This is a genomic window from Pustulibacterium marinum, from assembly GCF_900116665.1.
Lineage (GTDB): Bacteria > Bacteroidota > Bacteroidia > Flavobacteriales > Flavobacteriaceae > Pustulibacterium > Pustulibacterium marinum.
In genome coordinates this window covers 301,368-325,283 of record NZ_FPBK01000001.1, presented here as the reverse complement: position 1 = coordinate 325,283, position 23,916 = coordinate 301,368, and the positions used below count along the sequence as shown (strand labels likewise).

Genomic DNA, 23,916 nt, shown 5'->3' with positions numbered 1-23,916 from the left:
TATGGGGATTTTTTATTTTTTTTTTAAAATGATATAACGATTACTTTTTCAATGATGGAATTTTTATCTCCTTCACTGATTCTCTGCGAGTTAAAAGCATTGGCATAGAAACACCCAAGGCTATTGACAACAAAATGAACATTGTTTTAAGTCCATTAGTCATGGTATCATTCAACAATGAAACAAAAAGATCTGAATTCGTATTATTGGTCAAATGAATAATTCCTTTCATTGTATGATATGCAAAAGAACCTGGAACCATAGGAATTACAGCTGGTATCGCCAAAACAAATGGTGGCGTATGATTTTTATGAGCAGCTATAACACTAAGAAATCCTACTGTAATGGCTCCTAGCAATGTTCCTATAACAACACTTTCTGTCACAAAAAAGAATATCAGTTTTACAGTTCCCCCTAACGCTGCCAATATAAAAACTGAGAGTAATGTTCTTTTAGGAACATTGAACAACGCAGCAAAACCAATGGCAGCAATACCAAACCATATCCATTTTTCTAATAAATCAACATACTCCATAATTAAACAACGTGATAAATTAACAATGCAATTAAAAGTCCGGCTGCTATAGCAAAAGAAATAGCAAAGCCTGTGACAGCTCTAACTATGCCGTTGAGAGAATAACCATCTAAAATATCCATCATTGAATTAATGAGCGGAATTCCGGGAATTAGGTAGAGAATAGAAGTTATAAAAGCCATATTATCATGTTCATATGGGTGCAATAATTCTACTCCTCCAGAAATCATTGTGGTAATAAATGATGCTAAAAACACCCCCATGTAAACGTTAACTTTCCGTTTACCCAATTCTTGTTTTACGAATAAGCCAGTAAAAGATGCCATAAACACAATCATCATTTCAAGAAAGTTTCCTCCGGCTAGTCTACAAAAAGAACTACATGCCAAAGCAACCATACACAACACTTGCCACCTTGGAAAATGCTGTAATGATTTTAGTCGTGAAATTTCATTGATTACCGCATTTGTAGAAAGCTGTTCTTCCTTTATCTGCCAGCTAAGGCGACTTAAACCACTTACTATTCTGAAATTAGGTGCAAAGTGAGCTGCTTGTTTTATTTCGTTATAAAACTGATTTTCATCCTGCTTTAATGTAAGCATTATAGCTCTGTGAGTAATTAGAAAATCTGCTTGGTAGCCATAACTCTCTGCAATACGCTTCATAGTAATGCGCACTCTATTGGTATTTGCACCAGAACTCATAAGAAGAGTTCCTGTTTCCAAAAGAATGGAAGACACAGCAGCAGGTTCTTGACGTTTCATAGATATAAATTAAATGCAAATGAAGTACCTGACCAACTCATGCTAAAAATCTTCATAAAATTACAATATTAAATATTCAAAACTAGTATGTGATTTTTCAATTTATTAACTACAACGCTGTATCGTTTTCATGTTCATCTAATTCTTTCTGAAGATCCAATCTTCTAAAACTCGGTGAACCTATAGCCATACCAATAACCGTAAGCAGTGTCATACTTCCTCCAAAAATAACGGCTCTTGCTGTTCCCATTAGTTTAGCCGTAAGACCACTCTCAAAAGCACCAAGTTCATTAGACGAACCCACGAAGATTGAGTTTACCGAAGCTACTCTTCCACGCATATGATCTGGCGTTTTTAATTGTAATATTGTTTGTCTAACCACCATAGAAACACCATCGGTAACTCCACTTAAAAACAACGCGAAGACAGAAATATAAAAATTGGTAGAAAGTCCAAATATCAATATACTTAATCCAAAACCGAAAACAGCTAATAATAACTTTAGTCCTGCATTTCTACTCAATGGTATAAAGGCTGTAAAAAGCATGGTTATCAGCGCACCTACAGCCGGTGCTGCTCTTAAAATTCCAAAACCTTCGGAACCTACTTTTAAAATATCTTGTGCAAAAACCGGTAGCAAAGCGACTGCTCCTCCAAAAAGAACGGCAATCATATCTAAAGAAATAGCGCCTAAAATAGCTTTGGTATTAAAAACAAAACGAACACCTTCTTTTAAACTATCAAAAACAGGTTCTCCAATCTTAGGATTTAGAATAGGTTTTGGTTTGATAAATTGCAGTGTAACAAAACCTAAAATAGAAAAACCGACTATTAAACACATTGACCAGTGGACTCCTATCCAATGAATGGTAAACCCCGCTAAAGCCGGCCCCAAAACAGCACTTGCTTGCCAAACAGAACTGCTCCACGTTGCCGCATTTGGATATACTTTTTTAGGTACAATAAGTGCTAATAAAGAAAATATTGTTGGTCCCAGAAAAGAGCGTACAAAACCACCTAAAAAAACCAACGTATAAACACATAATAATATAGTTTGTTGATCCCAGCCAGAAACCAGCGTGTCCCAAGTAATTAAAAACAGTCCTAGACTGATGACGCTAAACCCTAAAATACACTTTTGTAAAAGCACTTTTTTCTCCGATTGATCCACAACATGCCCGGCAAATAATGCCATTGTTACTGCAGGTATTACTTCCATAAGGCCAATCATTCCTAATGAAAAAGGATTCTTTGTGAGGCTATAAACTTCCCATTCAATTACCACAAATTGCATAGTCCACGCAAATACCATGGCAAACCTAACTAAGAGAAAAATATTAAATTCTCTGTACTGCAAGGCACTAAAGGCTTGATTTTGTTTCATCAAATACTACAAATTAAAAAGGTTTGGAAGTACAAATGTAGCGTCAAAAAACGGTTTGAAATCAATTCAATAGCTTTAGTTTGCAGATAAGTTTATAACATAATGCTGAAGTTCTATTTGAAAAAGAGTACCTTTTATTAAATCTTCTATCCCAGAAAGCTCAGAAAAGCTCACAGCCAGATCTACTTGCTTGGCAGGTGTTTGTAGCAAAATTGACCTACATTCCTTATTTCCATTACAATTACTACAACCATTGGTACTAGTATTACTTCTAGCTTCTTGGATACAATTATAGAAATCTTTAATTTCTTGAATCGATAAATAGAATCCTATATCTCTAAAAATTAATTGTACTTTATCATAGAGATACGATTTAGGTTCGGACCAGAAAAATGTAATTCCCGATTCATTTTTATATACATATCTTATATTGTGACTCATTTGATTTCTGCTAGTTTCATAAATAATCAAATCAAAAATACAAATTATTTAGACTTATTCTAAATAAAAATAGCAAAAATTTTACTGAACCATATTCTATTACTCTTTCAAAATTTTATAACTACTATTTATTTGTTTTGAAACGAATTTCAATAAATAAACTCCTCTTTTTAAATTGATCATTGGAATCTCAATAAAAGTTGCCGAAGATTCAAAAGTCACAACTTTTCTTCCTCGCATATCGTACACTGAAATTTCTGAAAATTGAATTCCCGCAGGATTTTCTACCATTAAATTCTCTTTCACCGGATTTGGGTATAATCGTATATTCTCTGAAATCATATCTGTCAACACTGCCGTTGGGCAATCTAGCGTGGTTGCCGATGTTTGAGTGCACGGAGCAGTAGTAGTACTACGCGCTTGCACATCGGTTCCTCCAGCAATATCATCAATACTTAAATCACGTTTAGTTTCACCATTTGTTATGGAATAGTGCATAATTGCATTGCTATCTATTACATGAAGTAACTGATGTCCGTGCCCAAGCTCATGGACAGCTACACTTTCAAAATCGTATTGAGAAAAAGAAGGATCTTCCTCTGCATAATTCCAATTTATAGCAGCGTCAAAAACAATATCTAATTCTGATACATACCAACTCATGGAAGCAAAATCTATAAAACAACCTGCATAACGAGAAGTACATCTTCCAAGGACTCCATTAGGAAGCTCACTACCAACATCAAACCTAATGACATTAACACCATCTGCAGCTATTTGATTTACAATAGTATTTGCCCCAACCGTCCAATTAATTTCCGTTCCACAAACCCATGAATTAAATGCTCTCATAAAAGCATTATTGGCAGCTGTATTATCAGCAAAGTCGGTATACATTTGCCATGTATAGCCACCTAAAAAATTATCGTTTACGTGTTGAGTTTGAAAAGCTATTAACTCGGTACTAGGATTGTATTGCACATTGGATTCTGCATAGGTTATGATTATATTTTCTGATGAAACCAAATTGCTTGAAGAACTTGTTACCACTCGAATATTTCCTGTACCTGCCTGAGCTGGAATTTCCACTTGAATTTCAGAATCTGTCCAGGTTATTACTTGAGAGTCCAACGCAGAAGTATAAGTAGTTCCTCCAGTATCGGAATTTCTAAACTGTACTGTTCCTGTTTCGGTTCCAAAGCCAGTACCTGAAATGGTTAACAGCGTATGTGTTCCTGCTGAAGCCGATGTAGGTGTAAAACCTGTTATAGCCGAAGTATTCCAAACTTTCTGAGCTTTTTGATGAGCTATAGAAGATGCAATACGTACGCGCTTAACATCTTGATAAGCCTTACCTGTAAACCCTTTTATTTCATTATAAAAATCATTGGTAATACTTGAAAACGAATGATAGGGATTTAACACCTCATCATTCGTTAGATCATATTGAAAAAATGCCTGTGATGCACTATAAGAACTAAAAGTAGGATAGTCACTTGGAGTTTCAAAAGTTACATCATTTGATTTCAATATAAAAAGTCCTAACTCATCAGTTTCTAATTGTAAACTTGGGTGTACTTCTTGCGCTTGTAAATCCACAGCTCCTCCCAGTGTTACTACCGTAATTGTATCTACAGAAATTCCTTTAAAAACTTTGTAAACCTCCACTGTATTCAATGTATAGATATTCGCTTTGCCCTGATCCCAAAAAGATTGTTTACGAATTACGCTACCTTCAACAATTTCATCAGAATTGGAAACCATCTCTTCTAACGGAATTTCATAGGTAAGTTCCTGAGCAAAAGCATTTCCTCCTATCATCAACATTAAAAAAACTATGAAGTTTCCTGTGTAACTTTTCTTCATTTTAATTTTAGTTTGAATTTACTATTTATTGATTTTCGGGGGAAAAGTTTGATTGCAAAGTAGCCTAAAAGATAGTTATTTATGCGATCAAAATGTTATAAAATCTTACATTTTCATAAAACTTATCGCTGCGCCGCCACCCGGAGCTAAATGAAGCTTTAAGGTACTAGAACTATCTACATATAAAGTTTCTACTTCCATATCGGTTGGATTATCATTCCAATGAGCATTTTTCCCATCTTTATACAGTGTTACTTTATAATCTGCATCTTTATCTAGGAAATCTAATTTCACCTCAACATCTCTTGCATTTTCATCTGAAATACTTCCTAAAAACCAATTTCCGGTTTCCTTTTCTTCTCTGGCTATAGTTACATAATCTCCTACTTCACCATTCAACACTTTGGTTTGTTCCCAATCAACACCTACATCTCTGATAAATTGCAATCCTGGTTGTCCCTCATAAAACTCAGGAAGATCAGCCGCCATTTGAATAGGACTATAGATCACTACATACAACGCCAACTGCTGTGCAATAGTAGTGTTTACTTGATTTTCTGATTTATAAGGATCTAGTTTGATGTTGAAAATTCCAGGAGTATAATCGATTGGGCCAGCCAACATTCTTGTAAAAGCTATGATTGGTAAATGTTCCGGTGGATTTCCGCCATCGGTAGCCCATGCGTTAAATTCTTGTCCACGCAATCCTTCTCTACTAATGATATTTGGATACGTTCTACGCAAACCTGTTGCTTTGATAGGCTCGTGTGCGTTTACGGCAACCTCATATTTTGCAGCTTTGAAAGCCGCGTTGTTATACTGGTTTACCATCCATTGTCCATGATGGTATTCTCCCTTTGGAATGATTTTACCAACGTACCCAGATTTTACAGAGTGAATATCTAATTTTTTCATCAAAGCATAAGCCGTGTCCTGCTGTTGCTCGTAAGTTCTTGGTGCGGCAGAAGTTTCATGATGCATGATTAATTGCACACCTTTTTCTTTTCCGTACTCCACTACTTCTTCCAGATCATAATCAGGATACGGAGTTACAAAATCGAAAACACCTTCTCTATCTTCAAAACCAATCCAATGTTCCCAACCGGTGTTCCAACCTTCTACCAACAATCCTTTGATATTATTTTCAGCTGCAAAATCGATATAATGTTTAGCGTTTTCGGTTGTTGCACCATGCTTGCCGTGAGGTTTAGAAGCTTTGGTAAAACTATTCATGTCTTGAGAAGCGCTCATATCCCAAGTAGATTTCCCAAGATGCATTTCCCACCAAATACCAACGTATTTCATTGGTGTAAACCAAGAAACATCCCCTAGTTTATTCGGTTCGTTTAAGTTGACAATTAGTTTTGATGAAATCAATCCTGCTGCGTCATCGGCTAATTGAATGGTTCGCCATGGCGTTGCAAAAGGCGTGGTTCTTTTCACTTTATAATCGTGATTTGCGGAACCAACCAAATTGCTTTCCAATGATAAATCATCTGTATTCACTTTAAGCGTCATTCCTGCATAATCGAGCAAAGCAGCCTCATGAAAACTCATATGCACACCATCTTCAGCTTTCATGGTTACCGGAGTATTCACAGCATTTTCCGGAATGGTTGTCTGCGCCAAATCTTGATGATTTCTTTTACTAATAGCATCGATTCCGCTAACTGTACTTGTGTTGTATAAATGTTCGTAAATATCCCAATCTCCCGGTTGCCACCAAACTATATGATCTCCGGTAAGTTGAAATTGAGTATGCTCATCCTTGATCAATACTTCTTTTAGATTCTCTTGCTCAGGAAATTCATATCGGAAACCTATTCCGTCATCATAAACTTTAAAAATAAGGTTCATTTTCCGTTTTAAATCTGATCTTTCTTCCAGATAAACTTTCAAACCTTTGTAATGATTACGAACGGTTCTTTGCTCTCCCCAAGCCATTTCCCAAGTTTCATCGGCCGCTAAATCTTCCGTTTTGGTAACCTGAAAATTACTTTTTAATTCAGGAGCATTTATCAGTTCAAAACTCAATTTTGAAGTATCTATCACGGCTTTGTTATGATAAGCCACCGAGTACATTGGTTGCCCTTCAGGAGATAAAAAGAAATTGACAGCAACGTTGTTTTCAGGAGAATTAACGGTATAACTTTCTTCGTTAGTTACCTTTTCCGAAGAACAAGAAACCACTAATCCCAATAAAAGTATTTTAAGAATTCGCATTTTAACTATTGTTTGTTTGCTATAAAGATAAAATAATTCCGTTAAGAATTAATTATCAGCAACAAAGAAATAGCGGTTTTAAGTAAAAAACAGTGTGCTATTATTTGAGATCCCGAATTTTGAGTTGCAAGCTTACGTTGCCTTGCCATTCATTTTCATCGAGCGAATAGACTACTGAAAACGGTTTTTTATCGGTGACCAATTCATATTTAGCGCCCAAACCAAAACCAATTCCGGTGATATTGGTGCGCTCTCCCGGTATTGGCGCATCTAACACCAAACGCAGGTGATCTTTGGTTTCGCCCACGGGTTTTCCCCAGCCCGTATCTTGAACACTTTGCGTTAGAAAAACAGGTGTCATATTCCCTGGGCCAAAAGGTTCAAACTGTTTTAAGATGCGGTAGAATTTAGGGGTAATGCTTTCCAACGACAATTCGGCATCAATAGTAATTTCGGGCGTTAGTAGTTTGGTATCAATCGTTGCTTTCACCACAGCTTCAAATTTAGCCTTGAAAGCTTCGTACTGTTCCGGTTTTAAGGTAAGTCCGGCTGCATACATATGTCCGCCAAACTGTTCCATGCAATCGGCACACGCTTCCAACGCATTGTAGACATCAAACCCAATTACAGATCTGGCCGAAGCCGCCAATTTATCACCACTTTTGGTAAACACCACTGTTGGGCGGTAATGCGTTTCGGTTAAGCGCGAAGCCACAATACCAATAACGCCTTTGTGCCAATCTTCTTGATACACCACCGACGTACTGTTATTTTCTTCCTTGAGTTCTTTGATTTGCTCTAAAGCTTCTTCGGTAATTTGCTGGTCGAGTGTTCTTCTATTTTGATTGAATTCTTCTATTTCCTTGGCATACACCTCTGCCTGATTCACATCGGTTTCCGTTAATAAGGTAACCGCATGTTGCCCATGTTTCATTCTTCCGGCAGCATTGATGCGCGGGGCAATAACAAAAACTACATCGGTTACCGTGAGTTCTTTCTTTTTGATATTTTGAATCAAGGCTTTGATTCCAGCTCTTGGATTGCTGTTGATCACTTGCAAACCGTAATACGCTAGCACTCGGTTTTCACCAGTGATAGGCACAATATCTGCCGCAATAGCCGTTGCTACCAAATCGAGGTAGGGAATTAAGTCTTCTATGGTTTGATTTCGGTTCGCGCCTAATGCCTGAATGAGTTTAAAACCCACACCACAACCACACAACTCATCATACGGATAGTGGCAATCTTCCTGTTTGGCATCGAGCACAGCCACTGCATCTGGAATTTCAGCACCTGGACGGTGGTGATCGCAAATCACAAAATCGATCCCTTTTTCTTTGGCATACGCCACTTTATCAATGGCTTTGATTCCGCAATCGAGTGCCACAATAAGTGTAAAATCGTTATCATGTGCAAAATCAATTCCTAAATACGAAACCCCATAACCTTCGTTATACCTATCGGGAATGTAAGTGGCCACATTGGAATATACACTCAACAAATACGAAGACATTAAAGACACTGCCGTAGTACCGTCTACATCATAATCGCCATAAACCAAAATCTGTTCGCCATTGGCAATGGCCTTCTCAATACGCTCCACAGCTTTGTCCATATCTTTCATCAAATACGGATCGTGCAGATGACTGAGTTGCGGACGGAAAAAATCTTTGGCTTGTTCAAAGGTTTCCACGCCACGCTGCACCAACAAAGTAGCAATGGTAGCATCTACGCCCAAGACTTCTTGCAGGTGTTTGATTTTGGTTTTTTCAGGAATTGGTTTAACGGTCCAACGCATGGTAACGAGTTACTTTTCCGGATTGAAATTGATTTGAACACTCATTTCGGCAAACTGACGAAACATCTCCATTACTCCACAATATTTTTCTACGGAAAGATCTACGGCACGCTTCAGTTTGGTTTCATTCAAATCATCACCATAAAAATTAAAATGCATCACAACACTTTTATAATATTTAGGGTTTTCATCTGTCAACTCAGCTTCGGTTACAATTTCAAAATCAGCAACCTCTAAACGCATTTTGCCAATCATGTGCACAACATCTAGTCCGCTACAACCTGCCAAACCAGATAGCATCAACGCTTTTGGGCGTAAGCCATCGCCTTCTCCACCACTTTCAGGCCCTGCATCAATGGTCAAGGTTTTCCCTGACGGATTGGTGCTTTCGAACTTCATATTTCCTAACCACTTGGTTGTGACTGTGTTTTTCATAGTAATGTTTTTTTATTGTAAAAAATGGAATTCCGTTTGGCTAAATTACTGAATAATCCACGAAATTTTTGTTATTTTAAAAGCTATAAAACCTTCAGAATTCATGCAAATCGTTACAGGAAACTACGTAGACATTCTTAATAAAACAATATATCCGGCACAAATTACTATCAGTCAAGGGAAAATTGAGCGTATTCAAAAAATAAACACACCTCAACAGCATTTTTTACTTCCCGGATTTATAGATGCGCATATTCATATTGAAAGCTCTATGTTGGTTCCTTCGGAATTTGCACGTTTAGCAGTGTTGCATGGAACGGTTGGTACTATTTCCGATCCGCACGAAATTGCCAATGTATTAGGAATTGATGGGGTTCATTTTATGATTAACAACGGAAAAAAAGTTCCGTTTAAATTTCACTTTGGCGCTCCATCCTGTGTGCCGGCTACTAAATTTGAAACTGCCGGTGCAAAAATAGATTCTGAAGGAATTAAAGAACTATTAGCCTCGCCCGATATTTATTATTTAGCAGAAATGATGAACTATCCCGGTGTGTTGTTCGATGACGAAGAAGTGCTTAAAAAGATTGCCTGGGCCAAGCACTTTCAAAAACCTGTTGATGGGCATGCTCCCGGACTTATGGGCGATGATGCTAAAAAATATGCATCGGCTGGAATAACTACGGATCACGAATGTTTTACGCAAAAAGAAGCACAAGGAAAATTAGATTTAGGCATGAAAATATTGGTACGCGAAGGTAGTGCCGCTAAAAACTTCAACGCCTTGATTCCGTTGTTGGATGAAAACTACAATGAAATGATGTTTTGCTCAGACGACAAACACCCTGATGATTTGGTGTTAGGGCATATCAACCAACTTTGTGCAAGAGCTGTTGCCTACGGTATAGACGTGTTTAAAGTATTGCGATCGGCATGTATTAATCCGGTGAAACATTACAACATGAAAGTTGGTTTGGTGCAAGAAGGCGATGCTGCAGATTTTATTGTGGTGGAAGATTTGAAAGATTTCAAGGTATTGCAGACTTACATTAATGGTGCATTGGTTGCTGAAAATGGAAAATCGCTGATAGAAGCTGTTCCGTTTGAAACACCTAATAATTTTCATACCGAAACAAAATCGGTCAATGATTTTCAAATCAAAGCTACTTCAGAAAAGATCAGAGTAATTGAAGCACTTGATGGAGAATTAATCACCAATGAAATTCATCTGCAACCCAAAATAGCAGACGGATACTATATTTCAGACACCGAAAACGATATTTTAAAAATGACGGTGGTGAACCGCTACGGAAATACGCCTCCTGCCATTGCCTTTATTAAAAACTTTGGATTGAAAGCAGGCGCCATTGCGGGTTCAGTAGGGCACGATTCGCACAATATTATAGCAGTGGGCGTTACGGACGAAGCCATTGCAAAAGCTGTAAATACCATCATCACCAATAAAGGTGGTATTTGTGCTGTAGACCATGAGAAAACATCTGTATTACCGCTACCTGTTGCTGGAATTATTAGTGATAAAGACGGTTGGGAAACCGGAAAATTATACGAACAAATAGACGCACATGCAAAAGCCTTGGGCAGCAGTTTAAAAGCTCCTTTTATGACCTTATCATTTATGGCTTTATTAGTAATTCCAGATCTAAAACTATCTGATTTAGGATTATTTAGCGGAAATCAATTTGATTTTGTATCTTTAGAAGCCTAACTTAAGATAACCTAACATGAATTGTGAAAATTGCAATACTCCAATTTCCGGGGTAGGAACAGTTTGTCATCACTGTCAATTCCCATATAATGGGACTATAGAAGAGAAAGACCTTTTTTACGGAAAACAGATTTCTCAAAAGCAAGAATTACAAGAAGCCAATAAAAACCTTAAAAAGGCGGCAAACAGCTTGTTTGTTGTGGCTGGTATAATGCTTTTTAATGGTATTGTTATTTATTTAAGTGCAGATAGCCCCATAGATTTGATCTTCTTTGGGATTGTGAGTATTTGTTTATTGACATTTGGATTTTTATTGAACAAAGCTCCATCTATTTTTATCATTGCAGGGTTATCTTTAATTACGTTGGTTTACATTTTGCTAGCCATTGCCAATGGACCGGAAGTTTTATTTAAAGGAATTATTTTTAAAATAATCATTTACACATTGCTTATCAAGGCCTTGGTTGAAACCAACAATGCTAAAAACATTAGAAACTTGAACAAATCGCTTATGTAAAATAGAAATTATAAATTTTTAATCACCCTTTAAAATGAGATCTTTATTAATCACCATTGTAGCCGGTATTGTATTAACCGGACTACTTTACAGTTTTGCTGATTTTAGTAAAATGGACAGTTTATTTGTAGGACTTGGAACCGCTTTACTTACGTATGCCGTTCCACAACTATTAGATAAATTAAAAACAAAAAAAGGAAACTCTCAAGAAGCATTATAAGCTATTGAAATATTCCCCCCTTTTCCTTTTTTATAATATTCTTCGATATTACATTCCTGTTCTAATTGCTTCTACAGGATCTAAACGAGATGCACGCCATGCAGGAACAATTCCTGATATTAGACCAATTATGATAGCTACCGAAGTTCCAAGAACTATATTTTTAAAAGAGAGTATAAACTCAAAATCATCAATAAGTGATGTAGCTATTAATGTTCCTATCCAAACTAAAAACAATCCAACAAGCCCACCTATTAAAGACAAAATAACTGCTTCAAACAAGAACTGGAACAGTACAAATTTATTTTTAGCTCCCAAAGATTTCTGAATTCCTATCAGGTTGGTTCTTTCTTTGACGCTTACAAACATAATATTAGCGATACCAAAACCACCAACCAGCATAGAGAAACCTCCAATAATCCATCCGGCAATGTTCATCATTCCAATGATATTATCTATCATATCAGTCATGCTAGAAAGTTTATTTACAAAGAAATTATCTGGATCTTCATACTTCAGCCCTCTGTGATTTCGTAATTTTTGCTTTAAAACTCCTTCAAAAGCGGCCATATCTATTCCTTTTTTCGGTTTGATAGTTACCGCACTCGGAATCCCATTTTTTCCACTATTCATGAATCTACGAACAAAATTGGCCGGAACAAATGCCCGCTCATCTGGAGTATTTCCAAACATGGAATTTCCATACTTCTGTAGTACTCCGATAACAGTCAATTTTCTTCCAAAAACACGAACTTGTTTCCCTATGGGATTACTACTACCAAAAAGATTTTCAGCAAGCGTTACTCCTAAAACAATTACGGGCGAACCACTTTTTGCCTCTGGCTCAGAAAAGAATCTTCCATCTTCCACCTTTATATCTTCAATAGCCTGTACTTGTTCAGATGCTGCAGAAACTTCTACGCTAGAGATAGTTTTACCTTGATATTTGATATTCTCATTTATTCCAAAAACCATATACGCAATAGCATCAGCATCTGGTGTGTTTTTTTGTAAAAACTCAAATTCTTCATACGTAACTTGTGGAAAATTTTCTCGTTGCCATCTAGGTACATCTGTAGGTCCAAAACTAAATTTAGTAAGGTAAATGGTATTCTTATCTAAACCAGAAAGGTTTTCTTTAATGTTCCTGTCAAGTGAATCTACTGCTGCCAAAACAGCAATAATGGAAAAGATACCAATAGTAACTCCCAAAAGCGACAAAAACGTTCGAAGTTTATTGTTTTTCAATGCGTTGACAGCAAAATTAAAGCTCTCTATAAAAACGCGAAAATATACAAACATAGGTTACTCTTTATGTTGGTTGCATTGCTGCAATTAATTAAAAATAAGAATTTTCAAACACCCTTAAAAAGATAGTGTATAACTTACTGTAACACTATCTATATTTATTAAAAAAAACTACTTTTGCACTTTATTACAACACAACGAAAAAAATGGAATCTACAAAAAAAGTAAGCTCAGCATTAATTTCAGTATTTAGTAAAGAAGGATTAGCTCCTATTGTACAAAAATTAGACGAACTTGGCGTTACCATCTATTCTACTGGTGGTACCGAAAAATTCATCAATGATTTAGGTATAAGTGTAGTTCCTGTAGAAAATGTTACAAGTTACCCTTCAATTTTAGGAGGAAGAGTAAAAACCCTTCACCCAAAAGTTTTTGGTGGTATCTTAAACAGACAGGATAATGAGCAAGATGTTGCAGAATTGAAGCAATATGAAATTCCTCAAATTGATGTTGTCATCGTAGATTTATATCCGTTTGAAAAAACTGTTGCAAGTGGAGCAGCTGAACAAGATATTATTGAAAAAATTGATATAGGTGGTATTTCTTTAATCAGAGCGGCAGCCAAAAACTTTAAAGACGTTACATGTGTGGCTTCTGTTGATGACTACGCTGAATTTTTAAATATCATTACCAAAGGTGAAGGAAACATTTCTTTAGCTGATAGAAAACGATTTGCTACAAAAGCATTTGGAGTTTCTTCGCATTATGATACTGCTATTTTCAACTACTTCAATCAAGAGAAAGAAGAAGTTGTTTACAAAGCAAGCGAAACCAAAGGTCAAGCATTACGTTACGGAGAAAATCCACACCAAAAAGGATTTTTCTTTGGAGATTTTGATGCTATGTTTGATAAACTTCACGGTAAAGAATTATCATACAACAACTTATTAGACGTAGATGCCGCTGTAAATTTAATTGGAGAATTCTCAAATGACGATCCTACTTTTGCTATTCTAAAACACAACAATGCATGTGGAGTAGCAACAAGACCTACCATCAAAGAAGCTTATTTAGATGCTTTGGCTGGAGATCCTGTTTCTGCATTTGGAGGAATATTAATCGCGAATACCGAAATTGACAAAGAAACAGCTGAAGAAATTCATTCTTTATTCTGTGAAGTTGTGATTGCTCCATCATATACTGAAGACGCGTTAGAAATCTTAAAAGGTAAAAAGAACAGAATTATCTTAATTCAAAAAGAAACTGTTTTACCTGATAGCAACGTAAGAACTTGTTTGAACGGAGTGTTGGTTCAAGGTAAAGATAACATTACAGACGCTTTAGAAGATTTAACATACCAAACCAACAATAAACCAACCGATACCGAGTTAGATGATTTACTGTTTGCTTCCAAAATTTGCAAACACACTAAATCAAACACTATTGTTTTGGCAAAAGGAAAACAACTATGTGCAAGCGGAACAGGGCAAACTAGCCGTGTAGATGCTTTGAGACAATCTATAGAAAAAGCCAAATCTTTTGAGTTTGATTTAAATGGTGCTGTAATGGCAAGTGATGCTTTCTTCCCTTTCCCAGACTGTGTAGAAATAGCCGGGAACGAAGGAATTACAAGTGTTATTCAACCAGGAGGTTCTATTAAAGATCAGTTGAGTATTGATTACTGTAACGATCATGAAATTTCTATGGTATTTACAGGTACAAGACACTTTAAACACTAAAAAATCATTATCTTTAAAAGCAACAGATAAAGACATATAAACAGCAAATTTGAATGGGATTTTTTGATTTCTTAACAGAGGAAATAGCAATTGACCTTGGTACTGCCAACACACTTATTATCCATAATGATAAAGTTGTTGTAGACAGTCCGTCAATTGTAGCCAGAGACCGTATTAGTGGTAAAATCATCGCTGTTGGTAAAGAAGCCAACTTAATGCAAGGAAAAACCCATGAAAATATAAAAACCATACGTCCTTTAAAAGACGGAGTAATTGCAGATTTTGATGCTTCTGAACAAATGATGAGTCAGTTCATCAAGAATGTTCCGGCATTGAAAAAGCGCCTTTTCCCACCTTCATTACGTATGGTTATCTGTATTCCTTCTGGTATTACAGAGGTAGAAATGCGAGCAGTAAAAGAATCTGCCGAGCGTGTAAACGGTAAAGAAGTATACCTTATCCATGAACCAATGGCTGCTGCAATTGGTATTGGTATAGACATTATGCAACCAAAAGGAAACATGATCGTAGATATAGGTGGAGGTACTACAGAAATTGCTGTTTTAGCACTTGGAGGAATTGTTTGTGACAAATCCGTTAAAATTGCGGGTGATGTTTTCACCAATGATATTGTATATTACATGCGTACACAACACAACTTATATGTTGGAGAAGCTACCGCAGAAAATATTAAAATTTCTATTGGAGCAGCTACCGAAGATTTAGAAATGCCACCAGAAGAAATGTCTGTTCAAGGTAGAGATTTGCTGACCGGAAAACCAAAACAAGTTCAAATTTCATATAGAGAAATTGCAAAAGCATTGGATAAGTCTATTTTACGTATTGAAGATGCTGTAATGGAAACCCTTTCACAAACGCCACCAGAATTGGCAGCAGATATTTACAATACTGGTATTTATTTGGCCGGAGGTGGATCTATGCTAAGAGGATTAGACAAAAGACTTTCTCAAAAAACTGATTTACCTGTTTATATTGCTGAAGATCCTTTACGCGCCGTAGTACGTGGTACCGGAATTGCTTTAAAGAACTTAGACAGATTCAAAAATATTCTTATAAAATAAAAAAAGTGAATGCAACAGATTTTCCAATTCTTCGTAAAGAACAAAAACTTTATGGTTTTTCTGTTGCTTTTCCTTTTTTCTGTGGGGATTACAATTCAATCTCACATATACCACAGAAATAAATTTATCAATTCTGCCAATTGGGTTACTGGCGGAATTTACAGTACTACCTCAGATATTTCCGGATATTTTGGTCTTCAAACCGAAAATGAACATCTAGTTGAAGAAAATCAATATTTAAGAAGTTTACTTTTCAATAAATCTATAAATAGTGTAGATTCTATTGTCATGGATTCTACCAAAATATTAGATCATTTTGAATTTAGAAGCGCTAGCATTTTTAAGAATAGTTATGATAAATCTAAAAACTATATTCTTATCAACGGTGGTTCAGAAGAAGGAGTTGCCGAAGATATGGGCGTAATTAGCCCCAAAGGAATTGTTGGTATTATTCGAAACACCTCTAAGAATTATGCCGTAGTTCAGTCTATTTTAAATTCGTATTCACAAATCAATGCTTCGCTAAAAAATTCTAACCATTTTGGAACATTGAATTGGGATGGAAAAGATTACAAAACGGTTCAGTTAATAGATATTCCCAAACAGGCGTCAATTCAAAAAGGAGATACAATCATTACAGGTGGCATGTCTGCAATTTTTCCTAAAGGAATTCTTATTGGCTCCATTAAAGATTACAAACTAGACCTTACCGGAAATGCATATATTATAGATATCTCACTGTTTAATGACATGAGTAATCTTAAAAACATATATGTTATAGAAAACAAACAGCAAAAAGAAGTAGAAAATCTTGAAGCAAGTATCCCCAATGAATAATCCCATCATCATAAATAGCATTCGGTTTATTTTACTGGTTTTGTTGCAAGTTTTGCTACTCAACCACATCAACCTGTTTGGTAATTTGAATCCGCTTCTATACATTCTATTTATCATTTGGTATCCAACTGACAACAATAGAATCCTATTTATATTTTTATCATTTTTAATTGGTCTTTCCATAGACAGTTTTACAGATAGTGGTGGCGTGCATGCTGCTGCAAGCGTTTTTTTAGCATACATAAGACCTTACGTTTTAAAACTTTCGTTTGGATCTAGTATAGAAAAACAATCTTTAAAACTAGGACAAACACCCTATCCTCAACGTTTTATCTATTTGTTAATACTTATTTTAACACACCATCTCATTCTTTTTTCGCTAGAGATTTTTAGTTTTGCACATATATTGCTGCTACTTCAAAAAACGTTCTATACAAGTATATTTACTTTTATTCTATGCGTTTTATCCATATCACTTTTTAGGCGAAAATAAGAACTATGCGAAAACTATTTTTAGCAACATCTATCATTGTAATTGCACTTGTAATCATTGCAAGGCTTTCTTATTTACAATTGTTTGATGAGGATATTTCTAACAACTTTATGGATGATATTGCCATAGAGGCAAAATACACCTACCCAGAAAGAGGGTATATCTATGACCGAACCGGAAAATTACTTGTAAGTAATGCTCCAGCATATGATATTATGGTGATTCCTAATAAAATGCGAGACATTGATACGCTTAAATTCTGCGAATTAATGGATATCCCAAGAGAAGAATTTGATAAAAAAATAAATAAAGCAAAAGTCTATTCTCCAAGATTACCTTCAGTATTCATGCCGCAGCTTTCCAAGAAAGAGTATGCCGCCATTCAAGAAAGAATGTATAAATACCCAGGTTTCTATGTTCAAAAACGAATGCTTCGTGATTATCAAACCCATTCCGGAGCCAATGTTTTAGGATATATTTCTGAAGTAAATGATTGGGAAGCTAAAAATAAAATAGGCTATCAACCAGGTGAATTAATCGGTCGAAGCGGTGTGGAAACTGTTTACGAAAATGATCTTCGTGGTAAAAAAGGCGTAAAATTTATTCAAAAAGATATTTACAATAGAATTTTAGGCTCTTATAAAGATGGAAGATACGATACGCTTCCTGTTCAAGGAAAAGATATTCAAATCACTATAGATGATGAATTAGAAAGCTACGGAGAAGCTTTAATGGCCAACAAACGCGGTGGTATTGTTGCTATTGAACCTTCTAGTGGTGAAATACTGGCATTGGTTACCGCTCCTAACTTTGATCCCGACTTATTGGTAGGTAGAAAACGAAGTAAAAACTTTACCAAATTTTACAACGATTCCATTGCTAAGCCCTTGTATGATCGTGGACTTTTGGCGCAATATCCTCCAGGTTCTCCTTTTAAAACTATTATGGCACTCATAGGTTTACAAGAAGGAGTTATAACACCTGATACAAAAGTTACTTGTTATCATGGCTACCACTACGGAAGAAAAGGATTTATGGGCTGCCACTGCGGACCATCAGGAACAGTCAACGACTTAAACAGAGCTATCTACAAATCCTGTAACTCATATTTTTCCGATACTTACAGAAGAGTAATTCAAAAATATCCAACATCAAAAGAAGGTGTAGATGCATGGTCAAAACACGTAAAAAGCTTTGGTTTAGGAGATTATTTACACAATGATTTAGCCACTGGTAGAAAAGGGTACATCCCAGATGGTTCAACCTACGACCGTTGGTATGGAGAAAATCATTGGTTCTACACCAATAATATTTCGAACGCCATTGGACAGGGAGAAATTCTTACTACTCCAATTCAGTTAGCTAATGTTGCAGCCATCATTGCCAACCGAGGTTTTTACTATACTCCACATATTGTAAAGTCTGTTAATGATCAACCCTTGGAAGATCCACAATACACCAAGCCAAAATATACTACCATTGATAAAGAATATTTTGAACCTGTAATTCAAGGAATGTATGATGTTTACCGAAAAGGAACTGCAGCTCGTGCACAAGTAGATAGCATACATATTGGTGGAAAAACAGGTACTTCCCAAAATTCAACTACCATTGGAGGTATCAAATATGATTTAGCAGATCACTCTATATTTATTGCGATTGCTCCAATTGAAAATCCAAAAATTGCATTAGCCGTTTTCGTTGAGAATGGTGTTTGGGGATCTCGTTATGCAGCTCCAATTGCTTCATTAATGATAGAGAAATACATCAAAGGTCATATTACCCGAACAGATTTGGAACGAAGAATGTTTGAAACAGGTCTTCAAGATGAATATGACAAAATTTTACACCCAGAACTTCTGACTCCCCACAATAAATAATGGCGAAAAATACCGTAGTAAAAAAAATAGACTGGTTAAGCATTGTTTTCTACATGCTATTGGTTGGTATTGGTTGGTTGAATATTTATTCAGCATCCGTTCCGGTAGAAGAAATTGGTGCTTTCAATATCAATAATTTGTACGGGAAACAGTTGATATTTATAGGGCTTAGTGTTGTTTTAATTCTATTCATATTAGCCATTGAAGCCAAATTCTATGAACGCTTTGCCAGCATCATTTATATAGTGGCCATGCTATCTCTCATAGGGTTATTTATTTTTGGTAAGAATGTTAACGGAGCCAGAGCCTGGTACGGTATTGGAAGCTTTACACTTCAACCTTCAGAATTTGCTAAGACCGCCACAGCTCTTGCCTTTGCAAAATATATTAGTGATATTCAAACCCATATTAAAAATTTTCAAGATCAACTGAAGGCCATTCTTATTATTGCCATTCCTTCTATTTTAATTCTTTTACAACCCGATCCTGGAAGTACATTGGTCTATAGTGCATTTTTGTTCGTTTTGTATAGAGAAGGCTTACCCGGCCTTTACATTTTCTTTTTGATATCACTTGCCTTTGTATTTATAGCTACATTAAAATTTGGTATTCCTATTACATTAGCTGTGATAGGAACTGGTATTGTTATTTATTATTTAATTAAAAGAACTAGAAATCAGAAAAAAGCACATAAAAAGAAAATAAAGATTCTTCCTATGATTCTCTATTTTGTTACGTGTATAGCCGTTTCTGGAGCTACATCATACATTTATGACAATGTTTTTAAACAACATCATAGAGACCGTTTTGTGCTATGGCTTCGTCTGGAGAATGATCCTGTAAAGATGCAAGAACTAAAGCGTGATATTGGTTATAATATTAATCAATCTGAAACTGCTATTGGTTCTGGTGGATTAATGGGAAAAGGATTTTTACAAGGAACCAGAACCCGTGGAAATTATGTTCCGGAGCAACATACCGATTATATTTTTACTACCGTTGGAGAAGAATGGGGCTTTGCAGGAACTCTTTTCGTAGTACTACTTTTTACTGCTTTACTCTTAAGATTGCTCTTTTTAGCAGAACGACAGCGATCTCAATTCAGCCGGGTTTATGGGTATAGTGTGGCTGGTATTTTCTTTATCCACTTTATGGTAAACATAGGAATGGTGATTGGATTACTACCCACTATTGGAATTCCTTTACCCTTTTTTAGCTACGGAGGATCAGGTTTATGGGGATTCACAATTTTGCTATTTATTTTTTTGAAATTGGATGCAAACCGAGGAAACGATTGGATGGAAGCTTAATTCTTTACATCAAAAGCATCTCTCAGAGCATTTCCTATTAGCATAAAAGACATTACCAAAATCATAATGGCCAATCCTGGAATAATAGCCAAATAGGCTTTTCCTAAAATGATATAATTATAATGATCTTTAATCATAGCACCCCAACTTGGTACTGGAGGTTGCGCGCCTATACCCAAAAAACTAAGACCACTTTCTATCAAAATAGCAGCAGCAAAATTAGCTGCTGAAATCACGATTACAGGAGCCATAATATTGGGCAAAATATGTTTAGTAATGATTCTTGTATTGGAATACCCCAAAGCTCTTGCTGCCGTCACATATTGCATTTCTTTAGCACTTACAATTTGTCCGCGCACAACTCTGGCTACTTCCACCCACATGGTTAAACCAACTGCTATAAACACTTGCCAAAATCCTTTTCCCAGTGCTAGCGTAATTCCAATTACCAAAAGTAATGTAGGAATAGACCATGTAACGTTAATTAACCACATTATAAGAGCATCTATCTTGCCTCCAAAATAACCGGCTAATGCGCCCAAAGATATACCCACCAACAATGAGATAAAAACGGCTACAAAACCTATGGAGAACGATATTCTAGCTCCAACTAGCATTCTACTAAGCAAGTCTCTACCATATTTATCGGTACCTAACAAGAAGGTTTTTTGATGTATGAATTGCTCTTTTATTTCACTAGCATTTCGTGTTCCAAATGAAGTTTCTAAGTCAATTCCCTTTTCAATGGCCATTGTACCTTCTTTTTTAAATTCCTTGTAGTACAATGAATCTTTTGAAAACCTATAGGAAAGTAAAGGAATTTCGGTATCATTATTTTGTTTACCGAAGAAAACTTGATTCAAAAAAGATTTCTCCTGAAGTTTATCACCCGGAATGGTAAGCATGGAAACTTGAAAACCTGGTTTTTGAGAGTGAATGGAAATATGCATTTGATTTGCATTGGTAGAATCATCAGGCGCTAATACATACGCAAACACGGCAACAAATCCACATAACAATACAATAGACAAACTAAAAACGCCCCAAAAGTTTCTTTTGAACTTTTGGAGCGCCATAGCTGTTAATGAACCTGATGCTTCTGCCATCTGGTACTAATTATTTTTCACGCTCGTTATGCGCCACTTTATTCTTTTTAACATTGTTCAACTGAAGATCTTCCAAAACATTTACAGCTTCTTCAATATAAACATCCTTAGTCATGCTCTCGTACCAACGTGTTCTCTTTTCTTCTAAATCATCATCTGATTTGAAAAGTTCCGTCTCATATGGTAGTGCAGAAAATGTAAGATCAGATTTGTAATTTCCAATGTCTTTGAACTGCTTAGCAAAGTTTTCATCTTCATCCATTTCAGCTTCATACGCTGCATAACTCAATGGAAAATCATTATCATCCTGTTGTTCTTTAACCCATTTTGCATTTGCATCAATTAATTTCAACTGAGGATTATTGTTCATTCTTTTCTTACTATTTTCTATGGTTTCATCGTAGTCAATGTAACCGTCCCAAGTGTTGTAGTTTGCTGCTTCAATTTTATCATACGGAAGCGGATTTTGTTGATCCTTTTCACCAACGTTGATATAACTGTATCTGTCTGGTACAACAACATCACTTTTCACACCTTCTAGCTGCGTTGATTCCCCATTAATTCTATAGAATTTTTGCGTGGTAACTTTCAATGCACCAACATCACCCAGCGTATTATTTTTCAAAAACTGATTTAAATCGTAAACGTTTTGAACCGTTCCTTTTCCATAAGTCTGCTTACTACCAATTATAATAGCACGCTTATAATCTTGCATAGCAGCAGCCAAAATTTCGGATGCAGATGCTGAAAGTTCGTTCACAAGAATTACCAAAGGACCATTCCACTGAACACTAGAATCGGTATCTTCTAAAACTTCACGACGATCATTTGCTGTTTTTACCTGTACAACTGGTCCGTTTTTAATAAACAAACCTGCCATGTCAACAACAGTTTTTAAAGATCCTCCTCCATTGTCACGAAGGTCTATTACCAAACCTTCCATACCTTCAGATTTCAATCTTTCAATTTCTTTTTTCATATCGGAAGCTGCATTTCTTCCATTTTTGTAGTCATCAAAGTCTACATAGAATTGTGGTAAATTCACTATTCCGAATTTTCTTCCATCCTTTTGAATCAAAGCTGTTTTGGCATAGGATTCTTCCAGAACCACTTCATCACGAATAATAGAAACTACATCTATGCTACCATCTACTCGCTTCACTGTTAAACGAACTTCGGTACCTTTTGGGCCTTTGATCAATTTAACGGCGTCGTCAATTCGCATTCCAACTACATCAACCGGAGCTTCATCGCCTTGAGCAACTTTTAGAATTTCATCTCCAACTTCTAAAGATTCTGCTCTCCAAACAGGTCCACCAGAGATAATTTCTACGATAGAAATATTATCTCTTTTCTTTTGCAATCTTGCTCCAATACCTTCAAATTTACCAGACATTCTAGTATCAAACTTCTCTTTGTCTTCTGGTGCAAAATAGAAAGTATGAGGATCAAATTCTTCCACAATTGCATTCAAGTAAATAGAAAACCAATCTTTACGTTGTAAATCATCTAGAATCGCATAGTAATCTTCAAAATTTTTCAAAGTAGCTTCTCTTGCTTCCTTTTCAATTTCTACTTCAGTTTTTTGAGCATCTTCTAGAATGGTTTTAACTTTATCTTCATCAGAGATTTTTTCACCTGTTTTTTTGTCGATCAAATCTCCATTTGCGTCTTTTTCAAAATCATTAGAAGCAATTTCTTTGCTTTCCATTCTTGAAGCATACCCGGTTATGGTATTAAACTTCAATAATTTTCTCCAACGCTCTTTTAATTCCTTTTTATTTTTAGCGTATGGCAATTCTTCAAAATCCACATTGATAGTTTCATCTGCAGAAAAATCAAATGGTTCTGCTAAAATCTCTTTGTATATAGGTTTTGCCTCTTGCATTCTCTGTAGCAAGCGCTCATGCGTAATATTGAAAAAGTCTAGATTTTGAGTTTTGATCTCGTCATCTATTTGATCTCTGTACTCTTCAAATTCTTTGATATCTGATTGAAGAAAATAACGCTTTTGAGGGTCTAGGCTCATCACATAATTATCATATACTTCTTCAGAAAAAGTATCATCTATATCTTTTGGTGAGTAGTGTCCTCTTTCTAGAACATACGTTATAAGTTCCATCAAAAGTTTATCCTTATCGCCGTCTGCGGCATCAAATGTTTTGGAGGTAAAGCTGCAAGAAGCTGCTGAGATTAACAGCACGAACAGCAAATAATACACATTCTTTTTCATTCTTCCTTGATCTAATTATTTCTTGAGTTCGGTATATTCTTAAAATTTTGAGAATTGTCTAAATTAGAGAAAAAACCAT

General features: G+C 35.9%; 20 protein-coding genes. 9 read left to right on the top strand and 11 right to left on the bottom strand.

What is annotated here, in order from left to right; genetic code table 11:
- Window positions 1-40: 40 nt before the first annotated feature.
- The 8 genes from BM383_RS01490 to BM383_RS01455 all read right to left on the bottom strand — a co-directional run bounded on the left by BM383_RS01490 (window position 41) and on the right by BM383_RS01455 (window position 9,446).
- A complete protein-coding gene (locus BM383_RS01490; protein ID WP_093022006.1) occupies window positions 41-535 on the bottom strand; it encodes a threonine/serine exporter family protein in 495 nt (164 codons plus the stop codon).
- Between the two features lie 2 nt (window positions 536-537).
- Complete coding sequence (locus BM383_RS01485) at window positions 538-1,299, bottom strand: threonine/serine exporter family protein (protein ID WP_093022003.1); 762 nt, start codon at window positions 1,297-1,299, stop codon at window positions 538-540.
- 109 nt (window positions 1,300-1,408) lie between these two features.
- Window positions 1,409-2,683: an MFS transporter gene (locus tag BM383_RS01480; protein WP_093022000.1), complete on the bottom strand. Its 1,275-nt coding sequence runs from the start codon at window positions 2,681-2,683 to the stop codon at window positions 1,409-1,411.
- Between the two features lie 75 nt (window positions 2,684-2,758).
- Entirely contained in the window at window positions 2,759-3,124 is a 366-nt protein-coding gene (locus tag BM383_RS01475) for a hypothetical protein (RefSeq protein WP_093021997.1), read from the bottom strand.
- 99 nt (window positions 3,125-3,223) lie between these two features.
- Window positions 3,224-4,990 carry a T9SS type A sorting domain-containing protein gene (locus BM383_RS01470; protein ID WP_093021993.1) on the bottom strand — a complete coding sequence of 589 codons (1,767 nt, stop codon included), beginning with the start codon at window positions 4,988-4,990 and terminating at the stop codon, window positions 3,224-3,226.
- A 105-nt stretch (window positions 4,991-5,095) separates the two neighbouring features.
- Window positions 5,096-7,213 carry a glycoside hydrolase family 97 protein gene (locus tag BM383_RS01465; RefSeq protein WP_093021990.1) on the bottom strand — a complete coding sequence of 706 codons (2,118 nt, stop codon included), beginning with the start codon at window positions 7,211-7,213 and terminating at the stop codon, window positions 5,096-5,098.
- A gap of 100 nt (window positions 7,214-7,313) precedes the next feature.
- Window positions 7,314-9,011 (bottom strand): single-stranded-DNA-specific exonuclease RecJ, encoded by a 1,698-nt coding sequence (recJ, locus tag BM383_RS01460; protein ID WP_093021987.1) that lies wholly within the window; start codon window positions 9,009-9,011, stop codon window positions 7,314-7,316.
- Window positions 9,012-9,020: 9 nt separating this feature from the next.
- Window positions 9,021-9,446 (bottom strand): OsmC family protein, encoded by a 426-nt coding sequence (locus BM383_RS01455; RefSeq protein ID WP_093021984.1) that lies wholly within the window; start codon window positions 9,444-9,446, stop codon window positions 9,021-9,023.
- Between the two features lie 103 nt (window positions 9,447-9,549).
- Here BM383_RS01455 and ade point away from each other — a divergent pair, with 103 nt between their 5' ends.
- From ade to BM383_RS01440, 3 genes are read left to right on the top strand one after another with little or no spacing between them, the layout of a single operon-like run.
- A complete protein-coding gene (gene ade, locus BM383_RS01450) occupies window positions 9,550-11,172 on the top strand; it encodes an adenine deaminase (RefSeq protein ID WP_093021981.1) in 1,623 nt (540 codons plus the stop codon).
- Between the two features lie 16 nt (window positions 11,173-11,188).
- Window positions 11,189-11,689, top strand: coding sequence for a hypothetical protein (locus BM383_RS01445; RefSeq protein ID WP_093021977.1), 501 nt, complete (start codon window positions 11,189-11,191; stop codon window positions 11,687-11,689).
- A 34-nt stretch (window positions 11,690-11,723) separates the two neighbouring features.
- Entirely contained in the window at window positions 11,724-11,909 is a 186-nt protein-coding gene (locus tag BM383_RS01440) for a hypothetical protein (RefSeq protein WP_093021974.1), read from the top strand.
- Between the two features lie 48 nt (window positions 11,910-11,957).
- On the opposite strand, the gene BM383_RS01435 is transcribed toward BM383_RS01440, so the two are convergent.
- On the bottom strand, window positions 11,958-13,211 hold the full coding sequence (locus tag BM383_RS01435; RefSeq protein ID WP_093021971.1) for an ABC transporter permease: 1,254 nt from the start codon (window positions 13,209-13,211) through the stop codon (window positions 11,958-11,960).
- Window positions 13,212-13,363: 152 nt separating this feature from the next.
- Between BM383_RS01435 and purH the strand changes: the two genes are divergently transcribed.
- From purH to rodA, 6 genes are read left to right on the top strand one after another with little or no spacing between them, the layout of a single operon-like run.
- Window positions 13,364-14,896 (top strand): bifunctional phosphoribosylaminoimidazolecarboxamide formyltransferase/IMP cyclohydrolase, encoded by a 1,533-nt coding sequence (gene purH, locus BM383_RS01430; RefSeq protein ID WP_093021968.1) that lies wholly within the window; start codon window positions 13,364-13,366, stop codon window positions 14,894-14,896.
- A 53-nt stretch (window positions 14,897-14,949) separates the two neighbouring features.
- Window positions 14,950-15,978 carry a rod shape-determining protein gene (locus BM383_RS01425; RefSeq protein ID WP_093021965.1) on the top strand — a complete coding sequence of 343 codons (1,029 nt, stop codon included), beginning with the start codon at window positions 14,950-14,952 and terminating at the stop codon, window positions 15,976-15,978.
- 9 nt (window positions 15,979-15,987) lie between these two features.
- Window positions 15,988-16,815 (top strand): rod shape-determining protein MreC, encoded by an 828-nt coding sequence (gene mreC, locus BM383_RS01420; RefSeq protein WP_093021962.1) that lies wholly within the window; start codon window positions 15,988-15,990, stop codon window positions 16,813-16,815.
- Window positions 16,808-17,308 (top strand): rod shape-determining protein MreD, encoded by a 501-nt coding sequence (gene mreD / locus BM383_RS01415; protein ID WP_093021959.1) that lies wholly within the window; start codon window positions 16,808-16,810, stop codon window positions 17,306-17,308. The genes mreC and mreD overlap by 8 nt, the downstream gene beginning before the upstream one ends.
- Window positions 17,309-17,313: 5 nt before the next feature.
- Complete coding sequence (gene mrdA, locus BM383_RS01410; RefSeq protein WP_093021956.1) at window positions 17,314-19,188, top strand: penicillin-binding protein 2; 1,875 nt, start codon at window positions 17,314-17,316, stop codon at window positions 19,186-19,188.
- Window positions 19,188-20,498 carry a rod shape-determining protein RodA gene (gene rodA, locus BM383_RS01405; protein WP_093021953.1) on the top strand — a complete coding sequence of 437 codons (1,311 nt, stop codon included), beginning with the start codon at window positions 19,188-19,190 and terminating at the stop codon, window positions 20,496-20,498. Before mrdA ends, rodA begins: the two co-directional genes overlap by 1 nt.
- On the opposite strand, the gene BM383_RS01400 is transcribed toward rodA, so the two are convergent.
- Window positions 20,495-21,604 carry an ABC transporter permease gene (locus tag BM383_RS01400; RefSeq protein ID WP_093021950.1) on the bottom strand — a complete coding sequence of 370 codons (1,110 nt, stop codon included), beginning with the start codon at window positions 21,602-21,604 and terminating at the stop codon, window positions 20,495-20,497. The two genes, rodA and BM383_RS01400, sit on opposite strands and share 4 nt — an antisense overlap.
- Window positions 21,605-21,614: 10 nt before the next feature.
- Window positions 21,615-23,837 (bottom strand): carboxy terminal-processing peptidase, encoded by a 2,223-nt coding sequence (locus tag BM383_RS01395; RefSeq protein ID WP_093021947.1) that lies wholly within the window; start codon window positions 23,835-23,837, stop codon window positions 21,615-21,617.
- Window positions 23,838-23,916: the final 79 nt, after the last annotated feature.

Excerpts from the sequence above, each read along its gene's own strand:
- BM383_RS01445 (WP_093021977.1), top strand. The coding sequence starts at position 11,189 with ATGAATTGTGAAAATTGCAATACTCCAATTTCCGGGGTAGGAACAGTT.
- BM383_RS01440 (WP_093021974.1), top strand. The coding sequence starts at position 11,724 with ATGAGATCTTTATTAATCACCATTGTAGCCGGTATTGTATTAACCGGA.
- purH (WP_093021968.1), top strand. The coding sequence starts at position 13,364 with ATGGAATCTACAAAAAAAGTAAGCTCAGCATTAATTTCAGTATTTAGT.
- BM383_RS01395 (WP_093021947.1), bottom strand. The coding sequence starts at position 23,837 with ATGAAAAAGAATGTGTATTATTTGCTGTTCGTGCTGTTAATCTCAGCA.
- recJ (WP_093021987.1), bottom strand. The coding sequence starts at position 9,011 with ATGCGTTGGACCGTTAAACCAATTCCTGAAAAAACCAAAATCAAACAC.
- BM383_RS01465 (WP_093021990.1), bottom strand. The coding sequence starts at position 7,213 with ATGCGAATTCTTAAAATACTTTTATTGGGATTAGTGGTTTCTTGTTCT.
- BM383_RS01425 (WP_093021965.1), top strand. The coding sequence starts at position 14,950 with ATGGGATTTTTTGATTTCTTAACAGAGGAAATAGCAATTGACCTTGGT.
- BM383_RS01490 (WP_093022006.1), bottom strand. The coding sequence starts at position 535 with ATGGAGTATGTTGATTTATTAGAAAAATGGATATGGTTTGGTATTGCT.
- rodA (WP_093021953.1), top strand. The coding sequence starts at position 19,188 with ATGGCGAAAAATACCGTAGTAAAAAAAATAGACTGGTTAAGCATTGTT.
- BM383_RS01400 (WP_093021950.1), bottom strand. The coding sequence starts at position 21,604 with ATGGCAGAAGCATCAGGTTCATTAACAGCTATGGCGCTCCAAAAGTTC.
- mrdA (WP_093021956.1), top strand. The coding sequence starts at position 17,314 with ATGCGAAAACTATTTTTAGCAACATCTATCATTGTAATTGCACTTGTA.
- BM383_RS01435 (WP_093021971.1), bottom strand. The coding sequence starts at position 13,211 with ATGTTTGTATATTTTCGCGTTTTTATAGAGAGCTTTAATTTTGCTGTC.
- BM383_RS01485 (WP_093022003.1), bottom strand. The coding sequence starts at position 1,299 with ATGAAACGTCAAGAACCTGCTGCTGTGTCTTCCATTCTTTTGGAAACA.
- BM383_RS01480 (WP_093022000.1), bottom strand. The coding sequence starts at position 2,683 with ATGAAACAAAATCAAGCCTTTAGTGCCTTGCAGTACAGAGAATTTAAT.
- BM383_RS01455 (WP_093021984.1), bottom strand. The coding sequence starts at position 9,446 with ATGAAAAACACAGTCACAACCAAGTGGTTAGGAAATATGAAGTTCGAA.
- mreC (WP_093021962.1), top strand. The coding sequence starts at position 15,988 with ATGCAACAGATTTTCCAATTCTTCGTAAAGAACAAAAACTTTATGGTT.
- ade (WP_093021981.1), top strand. The coding sequence starts at position 9,550 with ATGCAAATCGTTACAGGAAACTACGTAGACATTCTTAATAAAACAATA.
- BM383_RS01475 (WP_093021997.1), bottom strand. The coding sequence starts at position 3,124 with ATGAGTCACAATATAAGATATGTATATAAAAATGAATCGGGAATTACA.
- BM383_RS01470 (WP_093021993.1), bottom strand. The coding sequence starts at position 4,990 with ATGAAGAAAAGTTACACAGGAAACTTCATAGTTTTTTTAATGTTGATG.
- mreD (WP_093021959.1), top strand. The coding sequence starts at position 16,808 with ATGAATAATCCCATCATCATAAATAGCATTCGGTTTATTTTACTGGTT.